General features: G+C 70.7%; 23 protein-coding genes and 1 pseudogene. 10 read left to right on the top strand and 14 right to left on the bottom strand.

Features of this window, described 5'->3' with window-relative positions:
* Window positions 1-51: 51 nt before the first annotated feature.
* Window positions 52-276 (top strand): transposase, encoded by a 225-nt coding sequence (locus AB0K28_RS08920; RefSeq protein ID WP_364366995.1) that lies wholly within the window; start codon window positions 52-54, stop codon window positions 274-276.
* On the opposite strand, the gene AB0K28_RS08915 is transcribed toward AB0K28_RS08920, so the two are convergent.
* The 7 genes and pseudogenes from AB0K28_RS08915 to AB0K28_RS08885 form a co-directional block, all read right to left on the bottom strand.
* The gene (locus tag AB0K28_RS08915) at window positions 208-1,038 is read right to left on the bottom strand and encodes a hypothetical protein (RefSeq protein WP_364366913.1); all 831 of its coding nucleotides are present in this window, start codon (window positions 1,036-1,038) and stop codon (window positions 208-210) included. The two genes, AB0K28_RS08920 and AB0K28_RS08915, sit on opposite strands and share 69 nt — an antisense overlap.
* An 845-nt stretch (window positions 1,039-1,883) precedes the next feature.
* A pseudogene (locus AB0K28_RS08910) lies at window positions 1,884-2,099 on the bottom strand (hypothetical protein); the annotation flags it as partial.
* A 405-nt stretch (window positions 2,100-2,504) separates the two neighbouring features.
* The gene (locus AB0K28_RS08905) at window positions 2,505-3,401 is read right to left on the bottom strand and encodes a hypothetical protein (protein ID WP_364366910.1); all 897 of its coding nucleotides are present in this window, start codon (window positions 3,399-3,401) and stop codon (window positions 2,505-2,507) included.
* A gap of 281 nt (window positions 3,402-3,682) precedes the next feature.
* Window positions 3,683-5,707 (bottom strand): beta-galactosidase, encoded by a 2,025-nt coding sequence (locus tag AB0K28_RS08900; protein WP_364366992.1) that lies wholly within the window; start codon window positions 5,705-5,707, stop codon window positions 3,683-3,685.
* A 32-nt stretch (window positions 5,708-5,739) separates the two neighbouring features.
* Window positions 5,740-7,104, bottom strand: coding sequence for a sugar ABC transporter substrate-binding protein (locus tag AB0K28_RS08895; RefSeq protein WP_364366908.1), 1,365 nt, complete (start codon window positions 7,102-7,104; stop codon window positions 5,740-5,742).
* A 76-nt stretch (window positions 7,105-7,180) separates the two neighbouring features.
* A complete protein-coding gene (locus AB0K28_RS08890) occupies window positions 7,181-8,074 on the bottom strand; it encodes a carbohydrate ABC transporter permease (RefSeq protein WP_345402465.1) in 894 nt (297 codons plus the stop codon).
* Between the two features lie 3 nt (window positions 8,075-8,077).
* On the bottom strand, window positions 8,078-9,004 hold the full coding sequence (locus tag AB0K28_RS08885) for a sugar ABC transporter permease (protein WP_345402462.1): 927 nt from the start codon (window positions 9,002-9,004) through the stop codon (window positions 8,078-8,080).
* 256 nt (window positions 9,005-9,260) lie between these two features.
* On the opposite strand from AB0K28_RS08885, the gene AB0K28_RS08880 reads away from it, so the two are divergent.
* Together AB0K28_RS08880 and AB0K28_RS08875 are read left to right on the top strand one after the other, a co-directional pair.
* Window positions 9,261-10,352 (top strand): LacI family DNA-binding transcriptional regulator, encoded by a 1,092-nt coding sequence (locus tag AB0K28_RS08880; protein WP_364366904.1) that lies wholly within the window; start codon window positions 9,261-9,263, stop codon window positions 10,350-10,352.
* A gap of 10 nt (window positions 10,353-10,362) precedes the next feature.
* Window positions 10,363-10,983 carry a TetR/AcrR family transcriptional regulator gene (locus AB0K28_RS08875; protein WP_345402456.1) on the top strand — a complete coding sequence of 207 codons (621 nt, stop codon included), beginning with the start codon at window positions 10,363-10,365 and terminating at the stop codon, window positions 10,981-10,983.
* Between the two features lie 49 nt (window positions 10,984-11,032).
* On the opposite strand, the gene AB0K28_RS08870 is transcribed toward AB0K28_RS08875, so the two are convergent.
* On the bottom strand, window positions 11,033-11,395 hold the full coding sequence (locus AB0K28_RS08870) for a peptidase inhibitor family I36 protein (RefSeq protein WP_364366901.1): 363 nt from the start codon (window positions 11,393-11,395) through the stop codon (window positions 11,033-11,035).
* 190 nt (window positions 11,396-11,585) lie between these two features.
* A complete protein-coding gene (locus tag AB0K28_RS08865; RefSeq protein ID WP_364366898.1) occupies window positions 11,586-12,707 on the bottom strand; it encodes an FAD-dependent monooxygenase in 1,122 nt (373 codons plus the stop codon).
* Window positions 12,708-12,769: 62 nt separating this feature from the next.
* On the opposite strand from AB0K28_RS08865, the gene AB0K28_RS08860 reads away from it, so the two are divergent.
* A complete protein-coding gene (locus tag AB0K28_RS08860) occupies window positions 12,770-13,216 on the top strand; it encodes a MarR family transcriptional regulator (RefSeq protein WP_345402447.1) in 447 nt (148 codons plus the stop codon).
* Between the two features lie 122 nt (window positions 13,217-13,338).
* A complete protein-coding gene (locus AB0K28_RS08855) occupies window positions 13,339-14,847 on the top strand; it encodes an MFS transporter (protein WP_364366894.1) in 1,509 nt (502 codons plus the stop codon).
* A gap of 6 nt (window positions 14,848-14,853) precedes the next feature.
* Here AB0K28_RS08855 and AB0K28_RS08850 read toward each other — a convergent pair whose 3' ends face one another.
* Genes AB0K28_RS08850 through AB0K28_RS08840 form a run of 3 tightly spaced genes read right to left on the bottom strand, consistent with a single transcriptional unit; the run spans window position 14,854 to window position 18,214 of the window.
* A complete protein-coding gene (locus tag AB0K28_RS08850) occupies window positions 14,854-16,104 on the bottom strand; it encodes a wax ester/triacylglycerol synthase domain-containing protein (RefSeq protein WP_364366891.1) in 1,251 nt (416 codons plus the stop codon).
* Window positions 16,101-17,072 carry an NAD-dependent epimerase/dehydratase family protein gene (locus tag AB0K28_RS08845; protein ID WP_364366888.1) on the bottom strand — a complete coding sequence of 324 codons (972 nt, stop codon included), beginning with the start codon at window positions 17,070-17,072 and terminating at the stop codon, window positions 16,101-16,103. The genes AB0K28_RS08850 and AB0K28_RS08845 overlap by 4 nt, the downstream gene beginning before the upstream one ends.
* Window positions 17,069-18,214: a hypothetical protein gene (locus AB0K28_RS08840; RefSeq protein ID WP_364366885.1), complete on the bottom strand. Its 1,146-nt coding sequence runs from the start codon at window positions 18,212-18,214 to the stop codon at window positions 17,069-17,071. The genes AB0K28_RS08845 and AB0K28_RS08840 overlap by 4 nt, the downstream gene beginning before the upstream one ends.
* Window positions 18,215-18,293: 79 nt before the next feature.
* On the opposite strand from AB0K28_RS08840, the gene AB0K28_RS08835 reads away from it, so the two are divergent.
* Genes AB0K28_RS08835 through AB0K28_RS08825 form a run of 3 tightly spaced genes read left to right on the top strand, consistent with a single transcriptional unit; the run spans window position 18,294 to window position 21,469 of the window.
* Complete coding sequence (locus tag AB0K28_RS08835) at window positions 18,294-19,553, top strand: cytochrome P450 (RefSeq protein ID WP_364366882.1); 1,260 nt, start codon at window positions 18,294-18,296, stop codon at window positions 19,551-19,553.
* A 36-nt stretch (window positions 19,554-19,589) separates the two neighbouring features.
* Window positions 19,590-20,642: an asparagine synthase (glutamine-hydrolyzing) gene (gene asnB / locus AB0K28_RS08830; RefSeq protein WP_364366879.1), complete on the top strand. Its 1,053-nt coding sequence runs from the start codon at window positions 19,590-19,592 to the stop codon at window positions 20,640-20,642.
* Entirely contained in the window at window positions 20,576-21,469 is an 894-nt protein-coding gene (locus tag AB0K28_RS08825; protein WP_364366876.1) for an asparagine synthase C-terminal domain-containing protein, read from the top strand. The genes asnB and AB0K28_RS08825 overlap by 67 nt, the downstream gene beginning before the upstream one ends.
* Here the strand turns inward: AB0K28_RS08825 and AB0K28_RS08820 are convergent.
* Window positions 21,445-22,113, bottom strand: coding sequence for an isochorismatase family cysteine hydrolase (locus AB0K28_RS08820; protein ID WP_345402415.1), 669 nt, complete (start codon window positions 22,111-22,113; stop codon window positions 21,445-21,447). The genes AB0K28_RS08825 and AB0K28_RS08820 overlap by 25 nt on opposite strands.
* A 51-nt stretch (window positions 22,114-22,164) precedes the next feature.
* Between AB0K28_RS08820 and AB0K28_RS08815 the strand changes: the two genes are divergently transcribed.
* Window positions 22,165-22,686, top strand: a complete 522-nt coding sequence (locus AB0K28_RS08815) for a PadR family transcriptional regulator (protein ID WP_345402410.1) — start codon at window positions 22,165-22,167, stop codon at window positions 22,684-22,686.
* An 81-nt stretch (window positions 22,687-22,767) separates the two neighbouring features.
* Complete coding sequence (locus AB0K28_RS08810) at window positions 22,768-23,940, top strand: FAD-dependent monooxygenase (RefSeq protein ID WP_364366871.1); 1,173 nt, start codon at window positions 22,768-22,770, stop codon at window positions 23,938-23,940.
* Between the two features lie 4 nt (window positions 23,941-23,944).
* Here AB0K28_RS08810 and AB0K28_RS08805 read toward each other — a convergent pair whose 3' ends face one another.
* Window positions 23,945-25,384 (bottom strand): helix-turn-helix domain-containing protein, encoded by a 1,440-nt coding sequence (locus AB0K28_RS08805; protein ID WP_345409739.1) that lies wholly within the window; start codon window positions 25,382-25,384, stop codon window positions 23,945-23,947.
* Window positions 25,385-25,577: the final 193 nt, after the last annotated feature.

The following is a 25,577-nucleotide window of genomic DNA, read 5'->3' as shown; positions in this document are numbered from 1 at the left end:
CGGATCGGGAGCTGGTTGACCAGGCGCGAGCCGAAGGAGTGGAGCTGGTGGGTGAGAACGGGGCTGCTGGGCCGGCTGGCCAAGCTGGTGCTGGAGGGCCAGATCACCGATCATCTCGAGCACGACGAGCACGAACGCTCCGGCAACCAGACGGGTAACACCCGCAACGGCAGCCGGTCCAGGACCGTGCTCACGTGTACTTCGAGGTCAGTCGTCGAGTTCCCAGGCTCTGGCGATTCGTATGGCGCGGACTTCTGGGTGGCTCAATATTTCTAACAATGCCGGCTTGGGGAAGCCGTATGTGAGCAGGCCGTAGATGCGTCCCTCCTGCGCCGACCGCTGCAACTGGTCGACGTTCAGACCCAGTTGCCTAAAACCAATTCGGTCCAGCCATATGATGCGGGACACCCATCGGCGATACAACTCGATGCTGGAGAGCTTTTTGCAATCAACTGCGTAAACCGCGCACGCCCGCCAGTAGACGGGCTTCTTCATTCCCTCTGCACGACTGGAAAGAAAAAGAAAGACTGCGTCACTGCGAATCTCAAAAAATTCACCGAAACTGTCCGTTAATTGCCGCTCGCCCATAGGGATGGTCAGCTCAATTATCGCGTTCGCATAAGCGTTTTCCGATAGGTCGTCCAACGCATTCTTAGCATGAGCTTTTGCGGCCTCGTCGGTTCCGTTCCCGCCGTTGAATGATCTGAGCAGGGCTGTCATGTTCGTGTCGGGAAGCGATGGTGTGTGGACGCGCCTCATCGCATTTACGGATACTTCGCCAAAGATATTGTGTGGCGTTTGATCGTTCCTTCCACTTCCATAGGGGAACGCTACCATTGAGAATTCGGTTGAGATTGGATCAATTCTGGCATATGAACTTTGCTCGATGGAATATTCGGGATATGCCGTTTGAACGGCACCCCTGTAAACTTCGCGAAATCGCCCAGGTTCGTCGGCGATATAATGGACGATCTCGGCGATGAGGATTGCCAGTACTATCGCTGTAATAGCGAATCGAGCAGAGCGTCTACAAATCATAGTGCATCCTCTCGGGGTTGAACATGAGCGGGCGGGCCCCCTCGGAGTCATCCATCTGCTTGCTCGGTCGCAGCCACGCCTGCGGTCACGCAGCCTGCCGGCGGCATCAGCGTCAGGGACGATGGGATGCCGAATCTACCGAAAGAACTGCCAATCAAGGACCTCCGTGATAAGCGTTCTCGTCCAGGGGATCGCGACCCCACCGAGTGGTCGGCGGGGATCCGCTGAGGTTCGTGAATGGGCCCAGCGCAACCGCTACGAGATGGAGGACGGCCGAATCCCTGCGCATGTTCATGGCGTACAACCGTGCTCACCCGGACCGTCCGTACTGATGCGGCTGACGAAGGACTGTATCAGTGCTGTACAGGCATGCCTTACACCGAGATCCCTACCGCTATGAATCAGGGACCCGCTTGCGATCTACTTTGGAACGGCATCGAAGATGTGCCGGGCTTGAATTGCCTTCGGCGGATGTGAATAAAAGGTCAGCAGGCATGCGGCTATCTACTGAGCGCCCACCGCCCGAGCGGCGAACGCACACCATGAGCATCGACGCGTACTCTACTGTTCTGCCCTCGATCAAGAGGTGCTGAGATCGGCAGATCAGAGCGAGGAGCTGCCAGTTGCGCAACGGTGACATCGGGAGATACGTGTACTGGTCGAATCGGCGCATCCTAGGAATCGCTGAGGACAATGGTATGAACTATAATTGCGCAGCCCAAGATGCCGGTACAGGCGAAGAAACCTCCTCTCTCCGACAGCGGGTGCCGCATGTTCGAATCCTGCCGGGGGCACTCACCCAGATCGGCATTCCAGGACTCCGAGCTCGGCGACGGCGGCCCCCCTCAAGCGCCCTGCCCCAACGCGCCGCGCGTTCCATGGGCCGAGAACGCATCGGCCCTGAGGGGAGAGCAGCACAGCCGGGTCAGGACTTTCCAGGTCTGCAAGGTGGCGACGGCGCGTTTCCCGCAGGCGCGGATGCGGGCGCGTGCCGGGTTGACCGGGCGTTGGTGACGCGAAAGTGATGACCGCAGCCGATGGCCCTTGGACGAGGTGCGGATCCGCCGCCGGCGCGTTGATGGCCGGCGCATCACAGCTGCCATGGTGGGTGGCGGTCGGTCGTCGCCGTCCGCCGGCGAAGTCATTGACGATTCCGGAGGTGACGCCTGCCGCGCGGTCTCTCCTCAGTTCGGTGGCGTGCGCGCTCATGCCGGGCTGCACCGCCAGCGAAATGACCTGCGGACCACCGGTACACCGCCCGTGGGCCGCGGCAGGTGGCCGCCCTCGGCCCGCCCGACAAGACGCCTAACGGCGCTGGCGGGGCCGTGGTCGAACGCGCCGTGGCCTGGCCGGTCGATGCCGCATGATGAGTGATCGCTCGATGGTCCGGGGCACCTGACCGGCCCCGTATGCCTGGCCGGACCCCCGTAGGTGCCCGGCCAGAACCTACCTCACCGGCGGCGCGCTCACCCCGGCGGTAGCTGTCCGTTCTTCGCCACGGGCACACCCAACTGCACGGCGCCGGTGAGGGTCGCGCGCTCCGGCGGCAGCGACCCCAGCACCGGGTTCAGGTGCCGCAGGCTCAGCGTTACCGGCGTGATGGCCGGAGCGATCGTGTCGAACTTCTCCAGGTCCACCCAGCGCACGACCTCAAGCACTTCCGGCGGAATGTTGTCTCCGCGCTTCAGCATCGGTACGCACAACTGGCGGGCGTCGGTCACCCGTACCGTCGCCGGGGGGATCTGGTCGGTCAGCACCGGGTTCAGCTGTCTGAGGTTGAGTGCCCGGTTCATCGGGGCGTTCGGGGTGATTCCGTAGCAGAGCAGGTCGATGTGCTGGACCAGTCGCAGGACCTCATCTGGCGGAACGACGCCGTTCTTCGCCACAGGGACGCACATCTGCTGTGCTCTGCTCAGCGCGACCTGCGTACGAGGCAGGTCCTGCAGCACCGGGTTGAGGTGGCTGAGCACCAGCCCTTTGCCGGTTGCCGGGGTGACGACCCGGTAGCAGGCCAGGTCGACGAATCTGATGAAGTCCAGCGCCCCGGACGGCGGGATGACGTTGTTCTTGGCGACCGGCACGCACAGCTGCTCGCGCGCGCCCAGGGTGACCTGCTCGATCGGCAGACCGTCGAGGACCGGGTTGAGGTGCCGCAGCGTCAGCTCGACGGCCGGCGGCTGGTACGAGTCGGTCTTGAAGCACTCGAGGTCGAGGTACGACACGAATTCCTTGGGCGTGGGCAGCGTCAGCGCGGCGGCCGACGGTACGGCGACAAATGCCAGGGTGACAATTGCCAGAGCCACGGATAACGCGCGCCGGATCGTCGGCCGGACACGCCGGAGCCCGCTGACGGGTCGGTTCACCGTTCCTCCATCGGTCGTAGTTGTTCCTGGTCACCCCTCACTTTCTGCGCACCATGCAACTTTGACAAGATAAATGACAGCTTTTCGCTATTTCTCGATCGACACAGGGCTATAAGTGCCGCCCATAACCGGTTCGAGAACCATCCGGGCTTTTTTCGCGCATTCCCACCCGACGATTCGGGCGGTAATCTATTCGCGCCGTTCCGCCGCCCCTCTCCACCGCTGGGCTCGATCGAGGGCGGCGCCCGCTTGACTCTGGGAAGACCGTACGAAAGGTGACATCACCGGCGCAGCAGGATGCGGACCTGGCCCGGCGCCAGGGTCGCGTCGAGGGCCAGTGAAGGGCCGGTCAGGGGGTCGCCGGGCACTGCCGACACGTCCACCGGGCGGTCTCCTCGGTTGATGAGGAACCAGTAGGAGTGTGTTCCGTCGGTGCGGATGGCCAGTTCGATCTGGCCGGGCAGGCCGGCAGGCAGTTCTGAGGTGATGCCGGCGGTTTCCAGGAGGGTGGGGAGCAGGGCGGTGAGTCCGTCGGGGCCGAGGCGGGTCGAGACGTAGGTCGCCGTTCCCGGCCCCGTGCGGTGGCGGGTGATCGCGGGGCGGCCGGCGTGGTCGCCCGTCTTGTACGACGCCAGCACCGAAGCGCCCGCCAGGTCGATGCGGTCGGTCCACAACGTGCCGGTGACGCCGAGATCGAGGTCCACGGTGTCGCCGTCCAGCAGGGGGCCGAACTCCTGGATGCGGATGCCCAGGAGGTCCCGGAGCGCGCCGGGGTAGCCGCCGAGCCAGACGCGGTCGTCCTCGTTCACGATGCCGGAGAAGTACGTGGTGACGAGGTGCCCGCCGCCCGCCACGTACGACTCCAGCCGCCCGGCCAGCGCGGCGGGCACCAGGTGCAGGATGGGCGCCACCACCAGGTCGTAGCCGGAGAAGTCGGCGGCGACCGGCACCACGTCGGCCCGCACGCCCGCCCCCAGGAACGCCGAGTACCAGTCGAGCGCCTCCTGCCGGTAGCGCAGCAGCGAGGTGGGGTGGGAGTCGAGCTCGGACGCCCACCACGACTCCCAGTCGAACAGGATCGCGGCGCGGGCGGGCGAGCGGTGGCTGCCGGCGACGGGGGCGAGGGCGGCCAGCGTGGCGCCGAGGTCGGTCACCGACCTGAACACGTCGCTGTCCTCGCCCGCGTGCGGCACCATCGCCGAGTGGTACTTCTCGGCCCCGCCGGCCGACTGCCGCCACTGGAAGAAGCAGACGGCGTCGGCGCCGTAGGCGACGTGGGTGAGCGAGTCGCGGGCCATCCCGCCGGGCCGCTTGGCCAGGTTGACCGGCTGCCAGTTGACGGCGCTGGTGGAGTGCTCCATGAGGAACCAGGGCCGGCCGCCGGCCAGCGAGCCGGTGAGGTTGGCCGAGAACGACAGCTCGTCCTGGGCCCGCGGCCCGGTCAGCACGTAGTGGTCGTTGGAGACGAAGTCGACCTCGCCCGCCCAGTCGGCGTAGTTCATCCCCTTGGTCTCCCCCATCACCATGAAGTTGGTGGTGATCGGGACGCCGGGGCTCAGGCGGCGCAGCAGGTCGCGTTCGGCGCGCAGGTGGTCCTTGAGCGCGTCCGAGGAGAAGCGCTTGAAGTCGAGCTGCTGCGTCGGGTTCGGGTAGGACGCGGCCAGGCGCGGGGGCAGGATCTCCGCCCAGTCGCCGTAGCGCTGGGACCAGAACGCGGTGGCCCAGGCGCGGTTCAGCTCGTCGAGGGTGCCGTAGCGGGCGCGCAGCCAGTCGCGGAAGGCGGTGGCGGCGTCCTCGGAGTAGTCGTAGACGTTGTGGCAGCCCAGCTCGTTCGACACGTGCCAGGCGGCCAGCGCCGGGTGCTCGGCGTAGCGGACGGCCAGGGCCTCGACGAGGCTCAGCGCGTACCGGCGGAAGATCGGCGAGGTGGGGCGCCAGTGCTGGCGGGCGCCCGGCCACACGGTGTGGCCCTGCTGGTCCACCGGGAGAATCTCCGGGTGCGCGGCCGTCAGCCACGGCGGCGGCGAGGCCGTCGCCGTGGCCAGGTCGGCCGCGATGCCGTTGGCGTGCAGGAGGTCCATCACCTCGTCGAGCCAGGTGAAGTCCCACGTGTCGGCGGCGGGCTGGAGGTGCGCCCAGGAGAAGATGGCCAGGGAGACGATGTTCACCCCGGCCGCCCGCATCGCGCGCATGTCGGCGTCCCACACCTCCCGGGGCCATTGCTCCGGGTTGTAGTCCGCGCCGAACCCCAGCCTGGCCCTGTCCGGCTCCGAGGGCCAGCGCACCCACCGGCGGCCGTGTTCCACCTGCAACGTCTGCTCCTGTCCTGCTGGTCGTGCTACTTGACGGTGAAGCCCTGCTCCTGGCCGTACTTGATGGAGGCGTCCTGCCACGCCTTCAGCCCGTCCTGGAGGGTGGTGGCGGAGGTGTACGCCTTGCCGACCGTGTCGTTGAAGATGCTGTTGGCGTAGACCTGGAACGGCAGGTACGACCAGCCCGGCGCGACCTGCCCGGCCGACTCGGCGAGCACCTGGTTGACCTTCTGGCCGCCGAAGTAGGGGAACTCCTTGTCCTTGAACGCGGGGTCCTGCAGCTGGGCGGTGGTGGCGGGGAAGGCGCCGCCGTCGATCCTGGTCTGCACGCCCTCGTCCACGGTGGCGTACTTGACGAAGGCGTAGGCGAGGGTCTTGTTCGCGCCGGCCTCGGGGACGGCGAGGGAGCTGCCGCCGTTCTCGGCGGTGACCTTGCCGCCGGCCTCCCACTGCGGCATGGGCGCCACCCGCCACTTGCCGGACGCGGCCTTCACGCCCGACTCGAAGTTGGCCGGCATCCAGGCGCCGGTCACCAGCGTGGCGATGGTGCCGTCGGCCAGGCCCTTGTACCAGGCGTCGGTCCAGCCGGGGACGGAGGCGAGCAGCTTGCCGTCGATGAGCTTCTGCCAGGTCGCGGTGAACTTCTGGGTGCCGGGGTCGGCGAAGTCGACGGTGACGTCGGTGCCGTCCACCGTGTACGGCTTGCCGCCCGCCTGCCAGATCATGCTGGTGGTGAAGCCGGCGTCGCCGCTGTCGCTGCCGATGTACGCCTTCGGGTCGGCCTTGTGCAGCTTCTCGGCGGCGGCGACGTACTCGTCCCAGGTGGTGGGGACCTCGATGTCGTGCTTGTCGAAGACGTCCTTGTTGTAGAACAGCGCCATCGGGCCCGAGTCCATGGGCAGCCCGTAGACGGCGGGGCCGCCGGCGTGCACGGAGTTCCACGGGCCCGGGGTGAAGGTGCTTTCCAGCGTCCCCGCGCCGTACGCGCTCAGGTCGCTCACCGCCTTCGACAGCGCGAACTGCGGCAGCGCGTAGTACTCGATCTGCGCCACGTCGGGCACGCCGGAGCCGGCCTTGATCGCGTTCTGCAGCGCGGTGTACTGGTCGTTGCCGGTGCCGGCGTTGACCAGGTCCACCTTGACCTTGGGGTACTTCTGCTGGAAGTCGGCGACGACCTGCTTGAGCGTCGGCTCCCACGCCCAGACGGTGAGGGTGCCGCCGGCGTCGAGCGCCTTCTGCAGGTCGGCGTCGGAGACGGCCTGCGACGCGGCGGCGGTGGCGCTGGCGCCCCCGCCGTCGCCCGAGCCGCCGGACGAGCCGCACGCGGTGGCGGCGAGTGACACGGTCAGTGCCGCGCCCAGCAGGAGGGCGTGACGACGGTTGATCGTCATGGGCGGTGCCTTTCTGATGGTCTGTCCTGGTGTACGCGTGGTGTCGCGGCTTGTCGCTCGGCCCCCGATGCGCCGGTCAGCCCTTGACGCTCCCCGTGGCGAGGCCTGACTGCCAGTACCGCTGCAGCAGCAGGAACGCCGCCATCAGCGGGACGATGGTGAGCAGTGATCCGGTGATCACCAGGTTGAAGACGGCCTCGCCGCCCGCCGTGCCGGCCTGCTGGTTCCAGCTGTGCAGGCCGAGGGTGAGCGGATACCAGTCGGGGTCCTTGAGCATGATCAGCGGCAGGAAGAAGTTGTTCCAGGTCGCGACCACGTTGAAGAGCAGGACCGTGACGATGCCGGGGCCGAGCAGCGGCAGGCTGATCCGGAAGAACGTACGGAACTCGCCCGCGCCGTCCACCCGCGCCGACTCCAGGATCTCCTTCGGGACGGCGTCGGTGGCGTACGTCCAGATGAGGTAGAGGCCGAACGGCGAGATCAGCGACGGGATGATGATCGCCCACGGGGTGTTGGTGATCCCCAGGTCGGAGAAGAGCAGGAAGATCGGTACGGCCAGCGCCGTGCCCGGCACCGCCACCGCGCCGATCACGACCGCGAAGACGGCCTTCCTGCCGGGGAAGTCGAACTTGGCCAGGCCGTAGCCGGCGAGCGTGGCCAGCAGGGTCGCGCCGCCCGCCCCGGCGACCACGTACAGGAGCGTGTTGAGCAGCCAGCGCAGGTAGACGCCGTCGTCGTAGGTGAAGGTCCGCGCGATGTTGTCGAACAGCGCGAAGTCGCCGGAGAACCAGAGCCCGAAGGAGGACAGCAGGCGCTCCTGGGTCTTGGTTGCGTTGATCAGCAACCAGGCCAGCGGGAGCAGCGTGTAGACCAGCATGATCGTGGTCAGCGCGGTGAGCGTGCGGCTGCGACGCCGCCGGTGCGGGCGCCGGTGGCGGATGACGAGCGGGCGGTGTGCGGTGACGGCCATGGCTCAGACCGCCTTCCGCATGCCGCGCAGCTGGACCACGTACGCGATGATCATCGTGATGACGCCCATGATGATGGCGACCGCCGCCGAGTAGTTGAACTGCTGGCCGGCGAAGGACAGCGAATAGGCGTACAGGTTGGGCGTGAAGTAGGTGGTGATCGAGTTCGGCGCCAGCGCCTTGAGGATGCTGGGCTCGTTGAACAGCTGGAAGCTGCCGATGATCGAGAAGATCGTGGCGATCACCAGCGCGCCGCGCAGGGCGGGCAGCTTGATCGACCAGATGATGCGGAACTGGTCGGCGCCGTCGATCTCGGCGGCCTCGTACAGCGAGGGGTTCACCACGCGCAGCGCCGAGTAGAGGATCAGCATGTTGTACCCGACGAACTCCCAGGTCACGATGTTGCCGATGGAGGCCAGGATGAGGCCGGGCGAGAGCGGGTCGGGCAGCGACAGGCCGAACGCCTCGTTGAGGTTGCCGATGAGGCCGAACCTGGTGCCGTACATGAAGCCCCACATCAGCGTCGCCACGACGGCGGGCACCGCGTACGGCAGGAACACCGAGATGCGGAAGAACGCCGCGCCGTAGAGCCGGCCGCTGTCGATCGCGAGGGCGACCAGCAGCGCGAGGAACAACATGATCGGCACCTGCACGACCAGGAACAGCGACACCCGGCCGAACGCCGACCAGAACTGCGGGTCCTGCAGCGCCTTGACGTAGTTGTCCAGGCCGACGAACGCGGTGCCGCCGATGAGCTGGGTGCGGTAGAGGCTGAGGTAGATCGAGTAGCCGATCGGCGCCAGGAAGACGAGCGCGAACACCGTCATGAACGGCGCCACGAACCGCCAGCCGAGCCAGGACCTGCGCCCGCTGCTCCCCCGGGCGTGCCGGGCCGCCGAGGGCGGGCGCCCGCGCGCGTCTTCGGTGACCACCGGTCACTCCTCTCAACCGACATGTTCACGTGAACATCGGCCACGGACAGAGGTCGCGGAGAGTGATGAGCTGGATCGCCATGGGCGATGTTTACGTTAACTTCTGCTGCGGTATCGTGGCACCCGTCCCACCTGCGGTCAAGAGGCGGTTGCGCATTGACACCGGCCGGGACCAGGCCGAAAGATTTCCCCGGCCCGTGACGGACGGCGACGAACGGGGCTACGGAAACAGGCGGCAGGCAGGAGCGGAACGGGCATGGATCTGGAGCGGCAGGCGCCGGACGGCGGCGCGCGGCCCACGGGGGGCGCGCAGCGCGGTGGATCCGGCGTGCCGGGCGGGCGCCGCAGGCAGCGGGTCTCCATGGCCGACGTCGCGAGGCTCGCCGGTGTCTCCTCCCAGACCGTCTCCCGGGTCGCCAACGGCCACCCCGGCGTCATCGGCTCCACCCGCGAGCAGGTGCTGGCCGCCATGCGCGAGCTGGGCTACCGGCCCAACAGCGCCGCCCGCGCCCTGCGCTACGGCCAGTTCAACACCATCGGCGTGATCCTGTTCAACCTGTCCACGATCGGCAACAGCCGTACGGTCGAGGCCATCGCCACCCACGCCGCCGCCGAGGGCTACGCCATCACGCTCATCCCCATCGACGTCCCGACCCAGGACAACGTGCTGGGCGCCTTCACCCGGATGGGCGAGCTGGCCGTGGACGCGGTCATCGTGATCATCGAGGTGCACCTGCTCGACGCCGGCACCGTGACGCTGCCGCCGGGCGTGCACGCGGTGGTCGTCGACTCCGACGCCGGCGACCGCTACAGCGTGGTGGACACCGACCAGGCGGAGGGCGCGCGCTCGGCCGTACGCCACCTGCTCGGCCTCGGCCACCGTACGGTGTGGCACGTCACCGGGCCGCAGACGTCGTTCGCCGCGCAGCGCCGCGCCCAGGCGTGGCGGCTGGCGCTGGAGGAGGCGGGCCGGCCGGTGCCGCCGCCGCTGCACGGCGACTGGTCGGCCGAGTCCGGGTACGCCGCCGGGCTCGAACTCGCCGGTGAGCCGGACTGCACGGCGGTGTTCGTCGCCAACGACCAGATGGCGCTGGGCGTGCTGCGGGCGCTGCACGAGCGGGGGCGGGCGGTCCCGGGCGACGTCAGCGTGGTCGGGTTCGACGACATTCCCGACTCGGCCTGCTTCGTCCCGCCGCTGACGACCGTGCACCAGGACTTCGCCGAGGTGGGGCGGCGGTGCGTGGAGCTGGTGCTGCGGCGGATCCGCGAGGGCGGCACCACTCCCTCGGGCACGGACCTGGTGCCGACCCGCCTGGTCGTCCGATCCAGCACGGCCCCGCCGCGCTAGACTCTGATCGATGCGATCACATCGGCGCACTCGTGGGCCTGGCGCCCACCACGAGCAGCGGCGGGCCGAGATCGCCGACGCCGTGCTCGCGATCGTCGCCGAACGCGGTCTCGGCGCGGTCTCGCTGACCGAGGTGGCCGCGCAGGCCGGCATCTCCCCTGGACGGGTGCAGCATTACTTTCCCGCCAAGCGGCAGCTCATCGAGGCGGCGTTCGAGCGGGGCAACGCGCTGTCGGCCGCCCGCATCAGGGACAAGGCCGGGGCCGACCTCGACGCCGCCGACCCCCGCCTCGTGCTGACGACCGTGCTGACCGAGCTGGTGCCGTACGACGCCGTCAGCGAGGCCCACATGCGGGTGCGGCAGTCGTTCCACGCCTTCGCCTTCGCCGAGGAGGCCATCGCGGCCCGGATGCGGGTCCTGTACGCCGAGTTCCACGGCCAGATGGCCGACCTGATCCGCAGGGACCAGCAGGGCGGGCGCATCGACGCCGGGCTCGATCCGCACGCGGCGGCGCTCTCCCTGGTGGCGCTGGCGGAGGGGCTGGCCGCGTACGTGCTGACCGGCGTCACCCCCGGCCAGGTCGCCCGCGACCGCGTCCTCGCGGCCGTCGCCGCCCTCTACACCGCCTGACCGCGCGCGCGGCCGGGTGCGGGTGCCCCGGCCGCCGGCGGATCGCCGGTCAGCAGTAACGGGCGGGCGCGATGCGGTCCATCACGCCGCCGAACCTGCCCCGGTAGTTGGAGCTGTAGTCGCCCCGCGACGCCAGGCGCTTGGCCCGCCAGGTCCACTCGGTGTCGGCCGTGTCGACGAAGCAGGCTCCGCTCGTGGCGACGAACGAGCCCACGTTGTCGGCGTGCGTGCCGCCGATGAACCTGTTGCCGTTGGCCTCCCACCAGGTGTAGACGGCACCCGTGTAGTTGGCGCCCGTCCACAGGCACACGTGGGCGTGGCAGGCGGGCGCGGCGGCCTGCGCGGTCGCGGCGGGCACCGCCAGGAGGCCGGCGGCGAGCGCGGGGGCGGCGATCATGCTGAGGACTCTCATGATGCTCCTTCTGTCGTACTTGCGGGAACATCACGGGACGCTATACGCAACGTCATCAGTCGAACACGGTTAGTAAGGGGCTTCTCACTGTCCGGCCCCTATTTCGACACATCCGCCGCTCCTCTGTGCTCGTGGGGCGAGGTGCGCGCTCATGCCCGGGGCGGCGGAAAGGAGACGAACCAACGGTGGGTCAGCCGGTTGCGGTGGTGAGGCGGTTGCTGAAGCGGGCCAGCATCCGGGTCTGCACCGTCTCCGGGATCAGGCGGGCGAGCATGGGCGGGGTGCGCCAGTTCGCCGGGTTGCGCCTGGCGAGCCGGGAGACCAGGGAGATGTGCGGGTAGCGGGCCCGCTCGTACGCGCGCAGCCGCGCCGCCGGGTCGCCCTCGCCGGCCAGCGCCCGCCCGAGCACCCAGGCGTCCTCCAAGGTCTGGTTGGCGCCCTGGCCGAGGGTGGGCGGCATGGTGTGGGCGGCGTCGCCGGCCAGCGTGATCCGTCCCGCGCCCCACACGGCGGGCACCTTGTTCCAGTGGTGGCCGAAGAACTCCAGGTCCTCCTCCTCGGCGGCGGCCAGCACGTCGGAGACCGGCGAGCGCCAGTGCCCGAACCGCCGGCGCAGCTCGGCCAGCGGTGCGGCGGGCCGCGGGTCGGCGGGCGACCAGCGCACGTCGAACCACCACTGCAGCAGCCCGTCCCCCGCCGGCATGAGGCCGCACGCGCCCTCCGGCCCGCTGATCATGAGGTGCCTGGTGGTGTCGGTGATCTCGATGTCGATGGGGCTCAGCCCCTGCCACGTCCCGAACGTGGCCGGCCGCACGGTCCCCTCGCCCCACAGGTGCCGGCGTACGACGGAGTGGTGCCCGTCGGCGCCGACGAGCACGTCACCGGTGGCGGTGGAGCCGTCGGCGAACGTGGCGGTGACGCCGTCCGCGTCCTGGCGCACGTCCCGGCAGGCCATGCCGTGGCGGACGACGCCGTCCGGCAGCCCGGCGGCCAGCCGGTCGAGCAGGTGGCGGCGCGGCACGGCCCTGGTCGGGGAGCCGTAGCGGGCGGCGGCGTGGGCCAGGTCCATGGTGGTGCGCAGCCTGCCGGTCGAGGTGAGCGCGTCGATCCTGTCGATGCGGGCTCCGACGTCGGCCAGGGAGAGGCCGAGGTCGTCGAGTATGGCGTTGCCGTTGCTCCACACCAGCAGCGCCTTGCCGCCGGTACGGCGTTCCGGCGCCTGCTCGTACACGCGGACGCGGTGCCCTCCGGCCAGTAACACGTGGGCGATGGCGAGCCCGCCGACTCCCGCACCGATGACGAGGACGTCCATGATTTCTCCACTTCGATAAATCTTCACTTCGAAGATACATCGATGGGGAGTAGGGTGACGAAGTGGGTTCCGCGCAGCAGCCAGAAGACGTCTTCCGCGAGTTCGTGATCGCGATCCTGCTGCACAACGACGCGCTCGCCGACCAGCTCGGCCTGCGGCCCGCCGACGTGGCCGCGATCATGCTGCTGGAGACGCGCGGACCGCTGCCCGTGGGCACGATCGCCGAGGAGCTGGGGCTGCCGTCCGCGTCGACGACCCGGCTCATCGACCGGCTGGAGAAGGGCGGCTACGCGCGGCGCGTGCGCGGCGCGCGCGACCGCCGCATGGTGACCGTTGAGCTGGTGCCCGAGGGCCTCGAGGTGTACGAGGCCGCGTGCGCGTCCACCAGGAAACACCTCGAAGCGCTCGCGCTGCGTCACGGGGTCGAGCGGATGCCGATGATGCTGGAGGTGTTCGCGATGGTCGGCTCCGCGTACCGGACGGCTCTTCGCGACCTGCGCGCCGGCTGACGTCCCGCGCCTTCCTGCGGGAGCGCGATGCCGAGGGGCACGGCCGTCGCCCGCAACGCTCAGCCGTTCGGCTGACCAGCACCAAGCCGTAGGGGTAGGCGGATATTTCCGTCATGAGAGGCATGGTTAGAGTTGTGCCCTCGGGGCGGCGCTCGGGCCCCGCCGCGGCGTACCACGGGGAGGACATGGCGGAGGTGTCTCGGGACGACCAGGCGGCGGCAGAGGGAAGGGCTCCCCTGCGCGTGGCCCTGATCGTGGCCATGGCGTGGTTCATGCAGAACCTCGACACCACGATCATCAACACCTCGCTCCCCCAGATGGCCGAGACGTTCGGCGTGGACGCGGTCAGCGTCAACATCGGCATCACCGCCTACGTCGTCGCCGGCGCCGCCTTCATCCCGCTGGGCGGCTGGCTGTCGGACCGGTACGGCGCCAAGCGGATTTTCGCGATCGCGATCGTGGTGTTCGGCCTGGCCTCGATCGCCTGCGCGGCCTGCACGGCTTTATGGCAGTTCGTCCTCGCCCGCGTCGTGCAGGGGGCCGGTGGCGCGCTGATGGTGCCGGTCGGCCGCATCATCGTGCTCAAGAACGCCGGCAAGCAGGACCTGATGCGCGCCACCGCGCTGATCACCTGGCCGGCGCTGCTCGCACCCGTCATCGCCCCGGTGCTCGGCGGCGCCCTGACCACCTGGTACGGCTGGGAGTGGATCTTCCTGCTGAACGCGCCGCTCGCTCTGGCCGGTACCGTCCTCGTGCTGGCGTACGTGCCGAGCGTGCGCGACAGCGAGCCCAAGCCGCTCGACCGCGTCGGCACCGTCCTCATCGTCACGTCGCTGAGCCTGACCATCTACGGCCTGTCCGAGCTGGCGCAGCCGTCCCTGATCGGGCTGGACCTCGCCCTGCCGGCCGTCGGGCTGCTGGTGGGCGTGGGGGCCGTGCGGTGGTTCCGGCGGGCCGCGTACCCCCTGGTCGGGCTGGGGCCGCTGCGGGTGCCCACGTTCGCGGCGGCGAGCCTGCACGCGGGCAACCTGATCCGGCTGGCGATCAGCGCCACCCCGTTCCTGCTACCGCTCATGCTCCAGGAGGCGTGGGGGCTGACGCCGCTGGAGGCAGGGCAGCTCGTGCTCGTGTACTTCCTCGGCAACCTCGTCATCAAGGTGATCACGACGCCGCTGATGCGGTGGCTCGGCTTCCGTACGGTGCTGGTGTGCAACGGGATCGGGGTGGGGCTGTCGATCGCGGCGTTCGGGCTGCTGGACGCGCGCACCGGGTTCGTCGTGGGGGCCGCGGTCGCGTTCGTGGCGGGGGCCACCCGGTCGATCGAGTTCACCGGGATCAACACGCTGTCGTTCGCCGACATCGGCTCCGCCGACCGGGCCTCGGCCTCGACGCTGTTCAGCATGACGCAGCAGATCTCCGTGGCGCTCGGGGTGGCGGTCGCGGCGATCGCCCTCCAGGTCGCCCACGGTCCCGCCGCCACGCCCCTCACGCAGAGCGACTTCTCCCTGGCCTTCTACGTCAGCGGCGCGATCGCGCTGGCCGGCGCCCTGCTGATGCTGCTCCTGCGCCCCGACGCCGGCCACGAGGTGACCGGCCACCGCCCCAGGCGCGACGCCCGCACCAACGCCTGACCGCGGTCACCGGTGGCCTTTCCCGACGTCGGCGTGCAGTTCGGTCAAGGCGTGGGTGACCAGGGCGAGCACCTCGTGGGGGCCGTCGACGGAGGCGTCGAACACGCCGCACACCGACGCGGCGCCCCTGCCGTACAGGAGGGTGATCATGGCGGAGACGCCGGGGGCCAGTGGCGGGCACAGGAACAGCTCGCGGGCGGCGGGGAACTCGCCGGTGATGCGGATGGTGCCGACGTCGAGCCGGCACGGCGCGCCGCGCGCCACCAGCGGCATGGCGGCGCCGAACGCCGTCCTGGACACGGCGGCGGGCAGCCGGTAGAGGGCGCGGATGCGGCGGCGCTGCCGGCTGATGAGGGCGAGCGTGGTCTGATCGGCGATCGCGCGCAGCCGTGCGTACGGTGCCGGCTCGCCGCACGGCAGCGTGACCGGGAAGACGCCGACGTGGTTGCCCAGCGCCGCGTGGTTGCGCGGTCCCCGGACGCTGACCGGCAGGTTCACCGTGATCCCCGGACGCGAGCGCCACACCTGCGGGCGCCACGACCGCAGGGCGCCGGCGAGCAGCGCCAGCATGACCTGGGTGACGGTGGCGCCGGTGCGCTGGACGACCGCGCGCAGCGCCCCGGCGTCCAGCGGCACGGCCAGCAGGCGCGGGCCCTGACCGCCGGGCGGCTTCGACGGATGCCAGCGTGGCAGCGGTGCGGCCAGTCTGGCGAGGTCGGCGAGCGTCCCGCGGATCGCGGGCGCGTCCCTGGCGGGCGGCTCGGGCGCCGGATGCGGCAGGCGCTCGTCGCCGGTCAGCGCCCTGATGCCGCTGAGCAGGCCCAGGGCGTCCTGGAACGCGTGGTGCACGCGGTGCACCAGGACGTGCTCGCCCGGCGTGTGGCCGTGCAGCACCAGCAGATCCCACAGCGGGCGGTCGCGGGGCAGCGGGCGGTCGGCGATGAGGTCGAGGGCCGCCTGGGCGACGTCCTGCCCCGGTCTCAGGTGGTGGTGGGTGACGTGGCGGGCCGGGTCGAAGCCCGGATCGGGCGCCCATGCGGCGTGCCGTCCCGCGCCGGTCAGGCGGTACCGCAGGACGGGCGCCCGTCCTGCCGTGGCGGCGATCCGTTCGTGCAGGTCCGGCGGCGCGGGCGGGCCGCCGGGCAGGTGGGCGGCGACGGCCATGTGCATGCGAGAGTCGGCCGCCGCCGCCCGCGCCAGGCTCAGCACGTAGTGGTCGCCCAGGGTCAGCGGCACGGCACGAGGAGGAGAGGTCACGGCAGGTCGGATCCTTCGGGGGCGAGTGCTGCTTTCAGGCCGTCCGCGAAGGTGAGGGACGGGGTGAAGCCAAGGTCGCGGGCGGCGGCGTCGTAGGTGCAGGTCCAGTCGGGGTGGCGCATCTCGCGTACCTTGTCGCGGTTGAGGGCGGGCACCGTGTGGCGGGTGCGGCCCAGCAGCTCGGCCAGCGTGGCGATGGCGGTCATGACGGGGAGGGGGATCGGCAGGACCGTAGGGGTGCGGCGGCCGAGGGCGGTGGCGACGGCGGCGCAGATGCCGGGCCAGTGGTGGACGATGCCGTCGCTGAGCGGGTAGACGCCGGTCAACGGGTCGTCGTGGCGTACGGTGGCGCCGCGTTCTGTGGCGGCGAGGAGCGCGGCGCACAGGTCGGTCACGTGGATCATGCTGTAGCGGCCCGCGGCACGGCCCGGCCGGGGCACCAGACCGAGCCGGACCAGCGGGAGCAGGGCGGGCAGCAGCGCGGGCTCGCCGGGGCCGTGCACGATGCCGGGGCGCAGGATGACCGACGGCACGCGGTGGGCGTGCGCGCGGATCGCGTCCTCGGCGGCGCGCTTGCTCGCACCGTACGCCGACACCGGCCCCCTGCCTCCTGGACCGGCGGCGGCCAGCGACGAGCAGTGCACCAGCCGGGGCGGTACGCGCCGCGCCGCCAGCGCCTCGACGAGCCGGGCGGTGCCGTCGCGGTTGACCGCCCACAGCTCGGCCGCGCTCCTGGCCTTGACGGCGGCGGCCAGATGGACGACCACGGCGGCGTCGCGTACCGCCTCCTTCACGCCCCGTCCGGTGACCAGGTCGCCTTCCACCACGTGCACGCCCTGAGCGCGCAGCGCGACGACCCTCGCAGACGGCCGGGCCAGCGCGGTGACCGCGTGCCCCCGGGCGAGCGCCGCCCTGACCAGGTGACCGCCCACGAAACCGGTGGCGCCGGTGACGAGTACGCGCGTCACAGGTCGCGCCGGTAGATGCGGTACGTCTTCGTGCGCACGCAGCCGTCGGCCGCCAGGTAGCGGTTGACTGCGTCGTTGTCCTCCAGCGTCCAGCTCAGCTCGCAGTCGACCGGCCCGCGGGCGCGGATCGCGTCGTACGCGGCGGCGTACAGGACGGCTTCGACGCCCTGGCCGCGCAGGCGTTCCACGACGCCGAACAGCACCGCGCGGGTGCGGCGGACGTGGCGGGCGGCGCGCGCCAGCCGGAGCAGGCCGATCGGCAGGCCCCACGTGGTGAGGCGGCCGCGGGCGGCGGGCAGGGCCTCGTTGAGGTCGGGCAGCACCAGGGCGACGCCCACCGGCTCGCCGCCGGCTTCGGCGAGCTGGATGAGGCGGGGGTCGATGACGGAGCGCAGGCGCCGCGCGGTGGCGGCGAACTCGGCGTCGGTCATCGGGGTGAAGCCCCAGTTGTGGCGCCAGACGTCGTTGTAGACGTGTTTGACCCGGTCGATGTCAGCGGTGAAGCGGCGGCCGTCGAGCGGGCGTACGGTCAGGCCGTGCCGCCGCCGCGCGCGCTCGGCGACGCGGGCGAGCCGCTCGCCGAGGGGATGGGGGCCGCGCCGCCACGCCCACAGGTCCTTGGCCTTGCGCAGCCCGCACCCTTCGAGCAGGTCGCGGTAGTAGGGCGGGTTGTACGGCATCATCACGGCCGGCCGCTCGCCGAAGCCGTCGACGAGCAGCCCGCACTCGTCGTTCATGGTGAAGTTGACCGGCCCGGCGAGGCTCGTCAGCCCTCGCTCGCGCGCCCACCGGGCGGCGGCGCCGAGCAGCGCTGCGGCGACGGCGGGATCGTCGGCGCAGGCGAACTGCCCGAAGAAGCCGTCGCGGCCGCCGTGGGCGGCGTTGTGCCGCGGGTTGTGCACGGCGGCGACGCGGCCGGCCACCCGCCCGCCGGCGGTGACGGTGAACAGCTCGGCGTCGCCGTAGGAGAAGAACGGGTTGCGGCGCCGGTCGAGCAGCGACCGGCACTCGCCGCGCAGCGGCGGCACGAAGTGCGGGTCGTCGCCGTGCAGCAGGTAGGGCAGCTCGACGAACGCCCGCAGCCCGCGCCGGTCGCGTACCGGCCGGGCGGTCGCGCCGGCCACGGGAGTATCCGGAATCACACTGCGCGATTGTCGCATGACGGTAAGTTACTCTCTCGTGACGGCCTGCCGCAGGAGCCCCCGGTTCTGGGAAACCTTCTTGGGCAGCGGCGTGCTGCCTGCCGCGCTGCTGACCGGCGACGGCGTGGTCGAGCGCAGGCTGCGCCGTACGGGCGGCATGTTCGGCCTGTGGTTCCCCGGCATCGGCAGGGCGGTGCTGGTGTCGGATCCCGCGCTGGTCAGGGCGGTGATGCGGGCGCCCGCCGGCGTGGTGGCGGCGGGCCCGGCCAACCGGGTGCAGGAGCCGGTCATCGGGCCGAGCGGGCTGGCCAGGCTGGAGGGGGCCGAGCATCGCGAGATCCGTACGCTCATGGCGCCGTCGGTCCGCGACCGGGTGCCCGAGCGGCTGCGCGCGGCCACGGAGCGGCTCGCGCTGCGGGCGGCGGCCCGGTGTCCTTCCGGCGTGCCGTTCCCGCTGCGGCCCCTGCTGCACGGGGCGCTGATGGAGGCGGTCCTAGAGCTCACCATGGGTCTCAGCCCGGAGCGGCAGCGGGCCTGGCGGGTGCCGCTGCGCGAGCTGTTCAGGCGGGCCGACTCCTACGAGATCACCGTCCGCTACGCGTTGCGGCACGTGGGGGCGCTGGACTGGTGGCCGTCCTACCACCGGGCGAAGGACGCCTGCGACCGGCTGATCCACTCCGAGATCGACCGGCGTCGGGACGGCGACGAGGGCGACGACCTGCTCGGCGCGCTGCTGCGGGCGCGCGACGACGACGACCTGCCGCTGCCCCGTTCGGTGGTGCGTGACCAGCTGATGAGCATGATCGCGGGGGCGCGGACGACCACGGCCAACGGTCTGGCGTGGGTGTTCGAGCGGGTGGTGCGCCATCCCGAGGTGCTGCGGCGGGTGACCGGCGAGAGCGAGCTGGGCGAGGGTGACGCGTACGCGAGCGCGGTGACGTACGAGGCGCTGCGGGTGCGCCCGCCGGTGGCGTTCTTCGGCCGGGTGGTCAGGCGGCCGTTCGAGCTGGGCGGCCGGCTGCTGTCGCCGGGCACCACGATCATCGTGCACCTGCGGACGCTGCACCACGACCCGGCCCTCTATCCCGGCGCGGCCACGTTCCGCCCCGAACGCTGGCTCGACGGCCGGCCCGCCGGTTATGGGTGGATGCCGTTCGGCGGCGGCGCGCACACCTGCCTGGGCGATCGGCTGGCGATGGTGCAGATGCGCACGTTCCTGCAGGTCTTCACCCGCGAGCTGGCGCTGTCGCCGGCCTGGCCAGGCGACGAGCCGGTCAGGTGGAAGGCGGTCTCGAACTCGCCCGGTGCGGGCTGCCGGGTGATCGCCCGCCCGCGTTGACCAGGTTTGTACGGGTTTTGCCCAACGCTCTACCCGATGGCGGGCACAACCCGGATCCTGGGACGACGGGAGATCGACGTGTGTGGCATAGCCGGCTGGGTGGACTTCGAGCGTGACCTGCGACAGGAGCGGCGGATCGCGCAGGAGATGACCGGCACGATGGCCTGCCGGGGGCCCGACGACGAAGGGCTGTGGCTGGCCCCGCACGCCGCCATCGGGCACCGCAGGCTCGCCATCATCGACCTGGCCGGCGGACGGCAGCCGATGACAGCCGGGCAGGAGGGCCGGGAGGCGGCGGTCCTGACGTACAGCGGGGAGATCTACAACTTCGAGGAGCTGCGCACCGAGCTGGAGGGCCACGGGCACGTCTTCCGCACCCGCAGCGACACCGAGGTCCTGCTGCGCTCCTACCTGCAGTGGGGCGAGGACCTGGCCGAGCACCTCAACGGCATGTTCGCCTTCGCCGTCTGGGACCCGCGCGCCGAACGGCTGCTCATGGTGCGCGACCGCATGGGCATCAAGCCGCTCTACTACTACCCGACCGCGCACGGCGTGCTGTTCGGCTCGGAGCCGAAGGCGATCCTGGCCAACCCGCTGGCCCGGCGCGTGCTGGAGATGGACGGGCTGCGCGAGCTGCTGGCGTTCGTGAAAACGCCCGAGCACGGCATCCTGTCCGGCCTGTACGAGGTGCGCCCCGGCCAGGTCGTCCGCGTCTCCAGGGACGGCATCGTCAAGCGCCGCTACTGGCGGCTCTCCTCCCGCGAGCACCCCGACGACGTGAGCTCGACCGTCAAGACCGTGCGCGAGCTGCTCGACGACATCGTCACCCGGCAGCTCATCAGCGACGTGCCGTTGTGCACGCTGCCGTCCGGCGGCCTCGACTCCAGCATGGTCACCGCGCTGGCCGCCAAGCTGCTGCGCGAGCAGGGTCTCGGCACCGTGCGCTCGTTCTCGGTGGACTTCACCGGCTACAGCGAGAACTTCAAGCCCGATCTGACCCGCTCCACCCCGACACGCCGTACGTGCACGAGCTGGCCCGTTACGCCGGCGCGGACCACAGCGACATCGTGCTCGACTCGGCCGCGCTGATGGACCCGGCCGTGCGCGCGGCGGTGCTGCGGGCGCGCGACCTGCCGATGGGCATCGGCGACATGGACACGTCGCTGTACCTGCTGTTCAAGGCCATCAGGGGGCATTCGACGGTGGCCCTGTCAGGCGAGTCGGCCGATGAGGTGTTCGGCGGCTACCGGTGGTTCCACGACCCGGAGTCGGTGGCGGCCGAGACGTTCCCGTGGCTGGCCAGCCCGGCCACCGCCGCGCACGCCGGGGCCGAGCGGCTGTTCCACGACGACCTGCTGCGCCTGCTCGACCTGCCCGGCTACCGCGCCGAGCGCTACCGCCAGGCGCTGGAAGAGGTGCCGTGGCTGCCGGGCGAGAGCGGGCACGAGCGGCGCATGCGCGAGATCAGCTACCTGCATCTGACCCGGTTCGTGCAGATCCTGCTCGACAGGAAGGACCGGATGAGCATGGCCGTGGGGCTGGAGGTGCGGGTGCCGTTCTGCGACCACCGCCTGGTCGAGTACGTCTTCAACGCGCCGTGGGCGATCAAGACGTTCGACGGGCGGGAGAAGAGCCTGCTGCGCGCGGCCTCGGCCGACCTGCTGCCGGACAGCATCCTGCAGCGGGTCAAGAGCCCGTACCCGGCCACCCAGGACCCGTCGTACGACGAGGCGCTGCGCGAACGGGCCCGCGAGCTGCTGGAGCTGCGGGACTCGCCGGCGGGGCGGCTGGTCGACTGGGCCAAGGCCCGGGCGACCGTCGACGAACCGGCCTCGCCGGGAAGCCGGGCGGCACTGGAGCGGTTCGTCCAGCTGCACCACTGGCTGGAGCGCTACCGGGTCGAGCCGGCGCTCTGAGCGGGCAGGAGGCCCAGGATCTCCTCGGCCGTCAGCACCATCGCGAAGCCCTTGCGCAGTACGGCGAGCTCGGGCTCCTGGCGCGACTCGTCGTCGGTGGCGGTCACGTCGGCGCCGAAGACGACCTGATAGCCCCGCTCGTACGCCTGCCTGGCGGTGGTGCCGCAGCAGTAGTTGGTCAGCGTTCCGGTCACGATGACGGTGTCGCGGCCGAGGTTGCGCAGGATGGTGTCGAGCGGCGTCTCGTGGAAGGCGCCGTAGGAGGGCTTGCGGAGCAGCACCTCGTCCTCGCGGTAGCCCATCTCCGCCCACACCTCGGCCGGTCCTGGCCGCCGCCAGTCCGTCTCGGCGTGCGGCAGGTGACGCAGGGCGCGCGGCCGGTCGAGCCCGAGGTGGGTGTCGTCGAAGATGGTCCAGATCACCGGTACGCCGGCGGCCCGGCAGCGCTCGGCCAGGTGCCGCAGCCGCGGGGCCATCCGGGTGGCGGCGGGCACCCAGAAAGGGCTCCACCCGGGCCGGACGAACTCGTCCTGCATGTCGATGACCAGCAGCGCCGACCGCTCGGGGCGCACCTCGAAGCTCGCCCGCCCCCGCTCGTACGCCTCGCGGGCCCGCGCCCCGACCCACTCCTCGGTGTACATCATGTGCCATACCTCGATTCGATATACCTCGTTTCGATGTGGCAGGATAACAGCATGCTGGAGCTGGCGATCCTGGGGTTCCTGGCCGAAGGGCCGCTGCACGGCTACGAGCTGCGCCGCAAGGTCGCCACTCTGTCCGGCCACGCCCGGCCGGTCAGCGACGGCAGCCTCTATCCGGCGATCAACCGCCTGGTCGAGGCGGGGCTGCTCGACCGCCGCGCGGAGCCGGGCGCGGTGGCGGCCCGGCGCCAGACGCTCACGCTCACCGCGCAGGGCCGTGCCGACCTGCTGCGGCGCCTGCGCGAGCCGGCCGAGCACGACATCACCGACGGCTCCCGCTTCTTCACGATCCTGGCGTTCCTGTCCCTGCTGCCCGATCCCGCCGAGCGGGATGCCGTGCTCCGCCGCCGGCTGGCCTTCCTGGAGCAGCCGGCGAGCTTCTTCCACGACGGTGACCGCCCGCTGCGCGCCGCCGACGTGGCCGACCCCTACCGGCGCGGCATGCTCGTCGTCGCCGCCGCGACCAGCCGCGCCGAGCGGGCCTGGCTGCACGAGGTGCTCGACAAGCCATCGTGAACCCGCCTCCCCGGCTGGGACGCACCCCTCTGATACTCTCTGCAACGTCTTGATGACATTGCGCAACATCGGGGGTTTCGGGTGAAGGTCGCGTGCGTCGGTGGTGGTCCCGCCGGTCTCTACTTCGCGCTGCTGCTGAAGCGCACCGACCCGGCACACGAGGTCACCGTCTACGAGCGCTATCCGGAGGGCTCGACGTACGGGTGGGGCGTGACGTACTGGGACGAGCTGTACGCCAAGCTGCGCGCCATCGACCCCGAGTCCGCGCGGGCCATCCGTGACGGCTCGGTGCGCTGGAAGTCGTGGGTGGCGCGGGTCGGCGAGCATCCGCCCGCCCGCGTCGGCCACTGGGACGGCGGCTTCGGCATCGGCCGCAACCTGCTGCTCGGCATCCTCGCCGACCGGGCCCGCTCGCTCGGCGTGCGGATCGAGTACGGGCGGGAGATCACCGGCGAGGAGGAGCTGTCGGACGCCGACCTGATCGTGGCCTGCGACGGCGTCCACAGCGCGCTGCGCGAGCGGCATTCCGGGCATTTCGGCACCGCCGTCGCGCTCGGCCGCAACGCCTACCTGTGGCTGGCCACGACCAAGGTGTTCGGGCCGTTCACGTTCTCCTTCGCCGAAACCCCGCACGGCTGGATCTGGTGTTACGGCTACGGCTACGACGCCGGCCACAGCACCTGCGTCATCGAGTGCTCGCCCGAGACGTGGGAGGGGCTCGGCCTCGACCGGGCCACCGACGCCGAGGGCCTGGCGCTGCTGGAGAAGCTGTTCGCCGACATCCTCGACGGCCATCCGCTGATCGGCCGCGACGACGCCGGTGAGCGGGCCCGCTGGCTGAACTTCCGTACGGTGACCAACGAGCGCTGGCACCACGGCAACCTCGTGCTCATGGGCGACGCCGCGCACACCACCCACTACTCCATCGGCGCGGGCACCGCGCTCGCCCTCGGCGACGCCGCCCACCTGGTGCACTCGCTCACCACCGAGAAGGACCTCGCCGCGGCGCTGGCCGGCTACGAGCGGGGCCGGCAGGCGACGATCCGGCGCGCCCAGAAGGCGGCGCGCTACAGCGCCCGCTGGTACGAGAACCTGCCGCGCTACGCGAAGCTGCCGCCCGAGCAACTGCTCACCCTGCTCGGCCGGCGGCACTCGACCGTGCTCCCGCACGTGCCGCCGGGCCTGTACTACCGCTGCGACCAGGTGCTCGACCGGGCGGCGACGTGGTGGTCGCGGATCAGGGGCCGGGCCTGAAGCCTCAGCCGCCCGCCGCGTGCCGCTCCAGGAACGTGTAGACGTCGGCCTCGTCCACGCCGGGGAACGACCCGGGCGGCAGCGCGGCCAGCACGTGGCTGTTGGCGCGGGCCGACGGCCAGGCGTAGCCCTCCCAGCGCTCGGCCAGCTCGGCCGGCGGGCGGCGGCAGCAGTCGCCGTTGGGGCAGTTGGAGCGGGTGCGGCTGGTCGTCTCGCGCCCGCGGAACCAGCGCGACTCCTTGTACGGCACCCCGAGCGTGATCGCGAAGTCCCGCTCGCGCGACGGATCGACGTGCGCCACGCAGAAGTAGGTGCCGGTGGGCGAGTCGGAGTATTGGTAGTAGACGGAGAACCGGTCGGGCGAGGCGAACACCTGCCGCCCCGACCACTGCAGGCACATCCGCTGCCCCTCGATGGCGCCCTGCTCGTCGGCGGGGAAGACGATGCCGTCGTTCTCGTACGCCTTGTAGATGGTGCCGCCCGCGTCGTTGCGCACGAAGTGGCAGACCAGGCCGAGGTGGTGGGTGGCGAGGTTGGTGAAGCGGTGGGCGGCCATCTCGTACGACACGGCGAAGACGTCGCGCAGGTCCTCCACCGACAGCGCCCGGTCGGACTTGGCCTCCTGGAGGTAGAGCGCGGCGGCCTTCTCGGGCACCAGGACGGCGGCGGCGAAGTAGTTGGCCTCGGTGCGCTGGCGCAGGAAGTCGGCGAAGTCGCGCGGCTTGTCGTGGCCGAGCGCGAGGTGGCCGAGCGTCTGGAGCAGGATCGTGCGCGGGGTGTGCATGCCGAGCTGCTCGTGCTTGACGTAGATGCGGCGGTGGCGCAGGTCGGTGATGGAACGCACCGATCGCGGCAGGTCCTGGGCGGTGTGCACGGTGTAGCCGAAGTGCGTGACCACACTCTGGATCATGCTCTGTGACAGCGCGCCCGTACGGTAGCCGACCGCGTCGAGCGCCTCGGCTGCGGCCTTCTCGATCTCGGGGAAGTAGTTGCCCACCTCGCGCTGGCGGCGGCGCAGCTCGGCGTTGGCGACCCTGGCCTCCTCGGGCGTGGCGGTGCCTCTGGCCTGGCGGGCGCGTAGCTCGCCGTACAGGCCGAGTATGTGTTCGAGCACGTCGTTGGGCACGCGGGCGGAGACCTTGAGCCGGGGCAGGCCGAGGCCGGCGTAGACGGGGTCGCGCTGGGCCTCCTCCAGCGCGATCTCCAGCTGGGCGCGGCGGTTGGGCGGCTGGCGGCGCAGCAGCTCTTCGACGGGCACGCCGAGCGCGGTCGCGAGCGACTTGAGCAGGGAGAGCTTGGGCTCGCGCTTGCCGTTCTCGAGCAGGGAGAGCTGGCTCGGCGCCCGGCCGACGCGCGAGCCGAGGTCGGACAGCGTGAGCCCGCGCTGTTTCCGCAGGTGGCGCAGGCGCTGGCCGAACGCGATCAGATCGAGCTCCTGCGTCAAAGACAGCGGTTCTTCGCTCAGCACGGACGCCATACTGGGATCTTAGACAGAATTTCCAGCCATTTTCTAGCCTCAACGCGATGCCGATTCGGGTTCGGGCGCCGCCTCGGCAGGCCCGCCGGATTGGTCTAGGCCAAAGGTAAAAGTTGCGAATTCTTCACTGCTGAATACGCGCGAGTAATGCATGGAGACG

The sequence above is a fragment of the Nonomuraea sp. NPDC049504 genome (assembly GCF_040676845.1).
Taxonomy (GTDB): Bacteria; Actinomycetota; Actinomycetes; order Streptosporangiales; family Streptosporangiaceae; genus Nonomuraea; species Nonomuraea salmonea.
The sequence above is the reverse complement of the archived record's forward strand: the minus strand, read 5'-3'. Positions and strand labels throughout refer to the sequence as shown.

Bases quoted from the DNA above. Each gene is read 5' to 3' on its own strand.
- AB0K28_RS08820 (WP_345402415.1), bottom strand. From the start codon at position 22,113: ATGATGTACACCGAGGAGTGGGTCGGGGCGCGGGCCCGCGAGGCGTAC.
- AB0K28_RS08895 (WP_364366908.1), bottom strand. From the start codon at position 7,104: ATGACGATCAACCGTCGTCACGCCCTCCTGCTGGGCGCGGCACTGACC.
- asnB (WP_364366879.1), top strand. From the start codon at position 19,590: ATGGCGGGCACAACCCGGATCCTGGGACGACGGGAGATCGACGTGTGT.
- AB0K28_RS08890 (WP_345402465.1), bottom strand. From the start codon at position 8,074: ATGGCCGTCACCGCACACCGCCCGCTCGTCATCCGCCACCGGCGCCCG.
- AB0K28_RS08815 (WP_345402410.1), top strand. From the start codon at position 22,165: ATGCTGGAGCTGGCGATCCTGGGGTTCCTGGCCGAAGGGCCGCTGCAC.
- AB0K28_RS08875 (WP_345402456.1), top strand. From the start codon at position 10,363: ATGCGATCACATCGGCGCACTCGTGGGCCTGGCGCCCACCACGAGCAG.
- AB0K28_RS08880 (WP_364366904.1), top strand. From the start codon at position 9,261: ATGGATCTGGAGCGGCAGGCGCCGGACGGCGGCGCGCGGCCCACGGGG.
- AB0K28_RS08870 (WP_364366901.1), bottom strand. From the start codon at position 11,395: ATGAGAGTCCTCAGCATGATCGCCGCCCCCGCGCTCGCCGCCGGCCTC.
- AB0K28_RS08855 (WP_364366894.1), top strand. From the start codon at position 13,339: ATGGTTAGAGTTGTGCCCTCGGGGCGGCGCTCGGGCCCCGCCGCGGCG.
- AB0K28_RS08915 (WP_364366913.1), bottom strand. From the start codon at position 1,038: ATGATTTGTAGACGCTCTGCTCGATTCGCTATTACAGCGATAGTACTG.
- AB0K28_RS08865 (WP_364366898.1), bottom strand. From the start codon at position 12,707: ATGGACGTCCTCGTCATCGGTGCGGGAGTCGGCGGGCTCGCCATCGCC.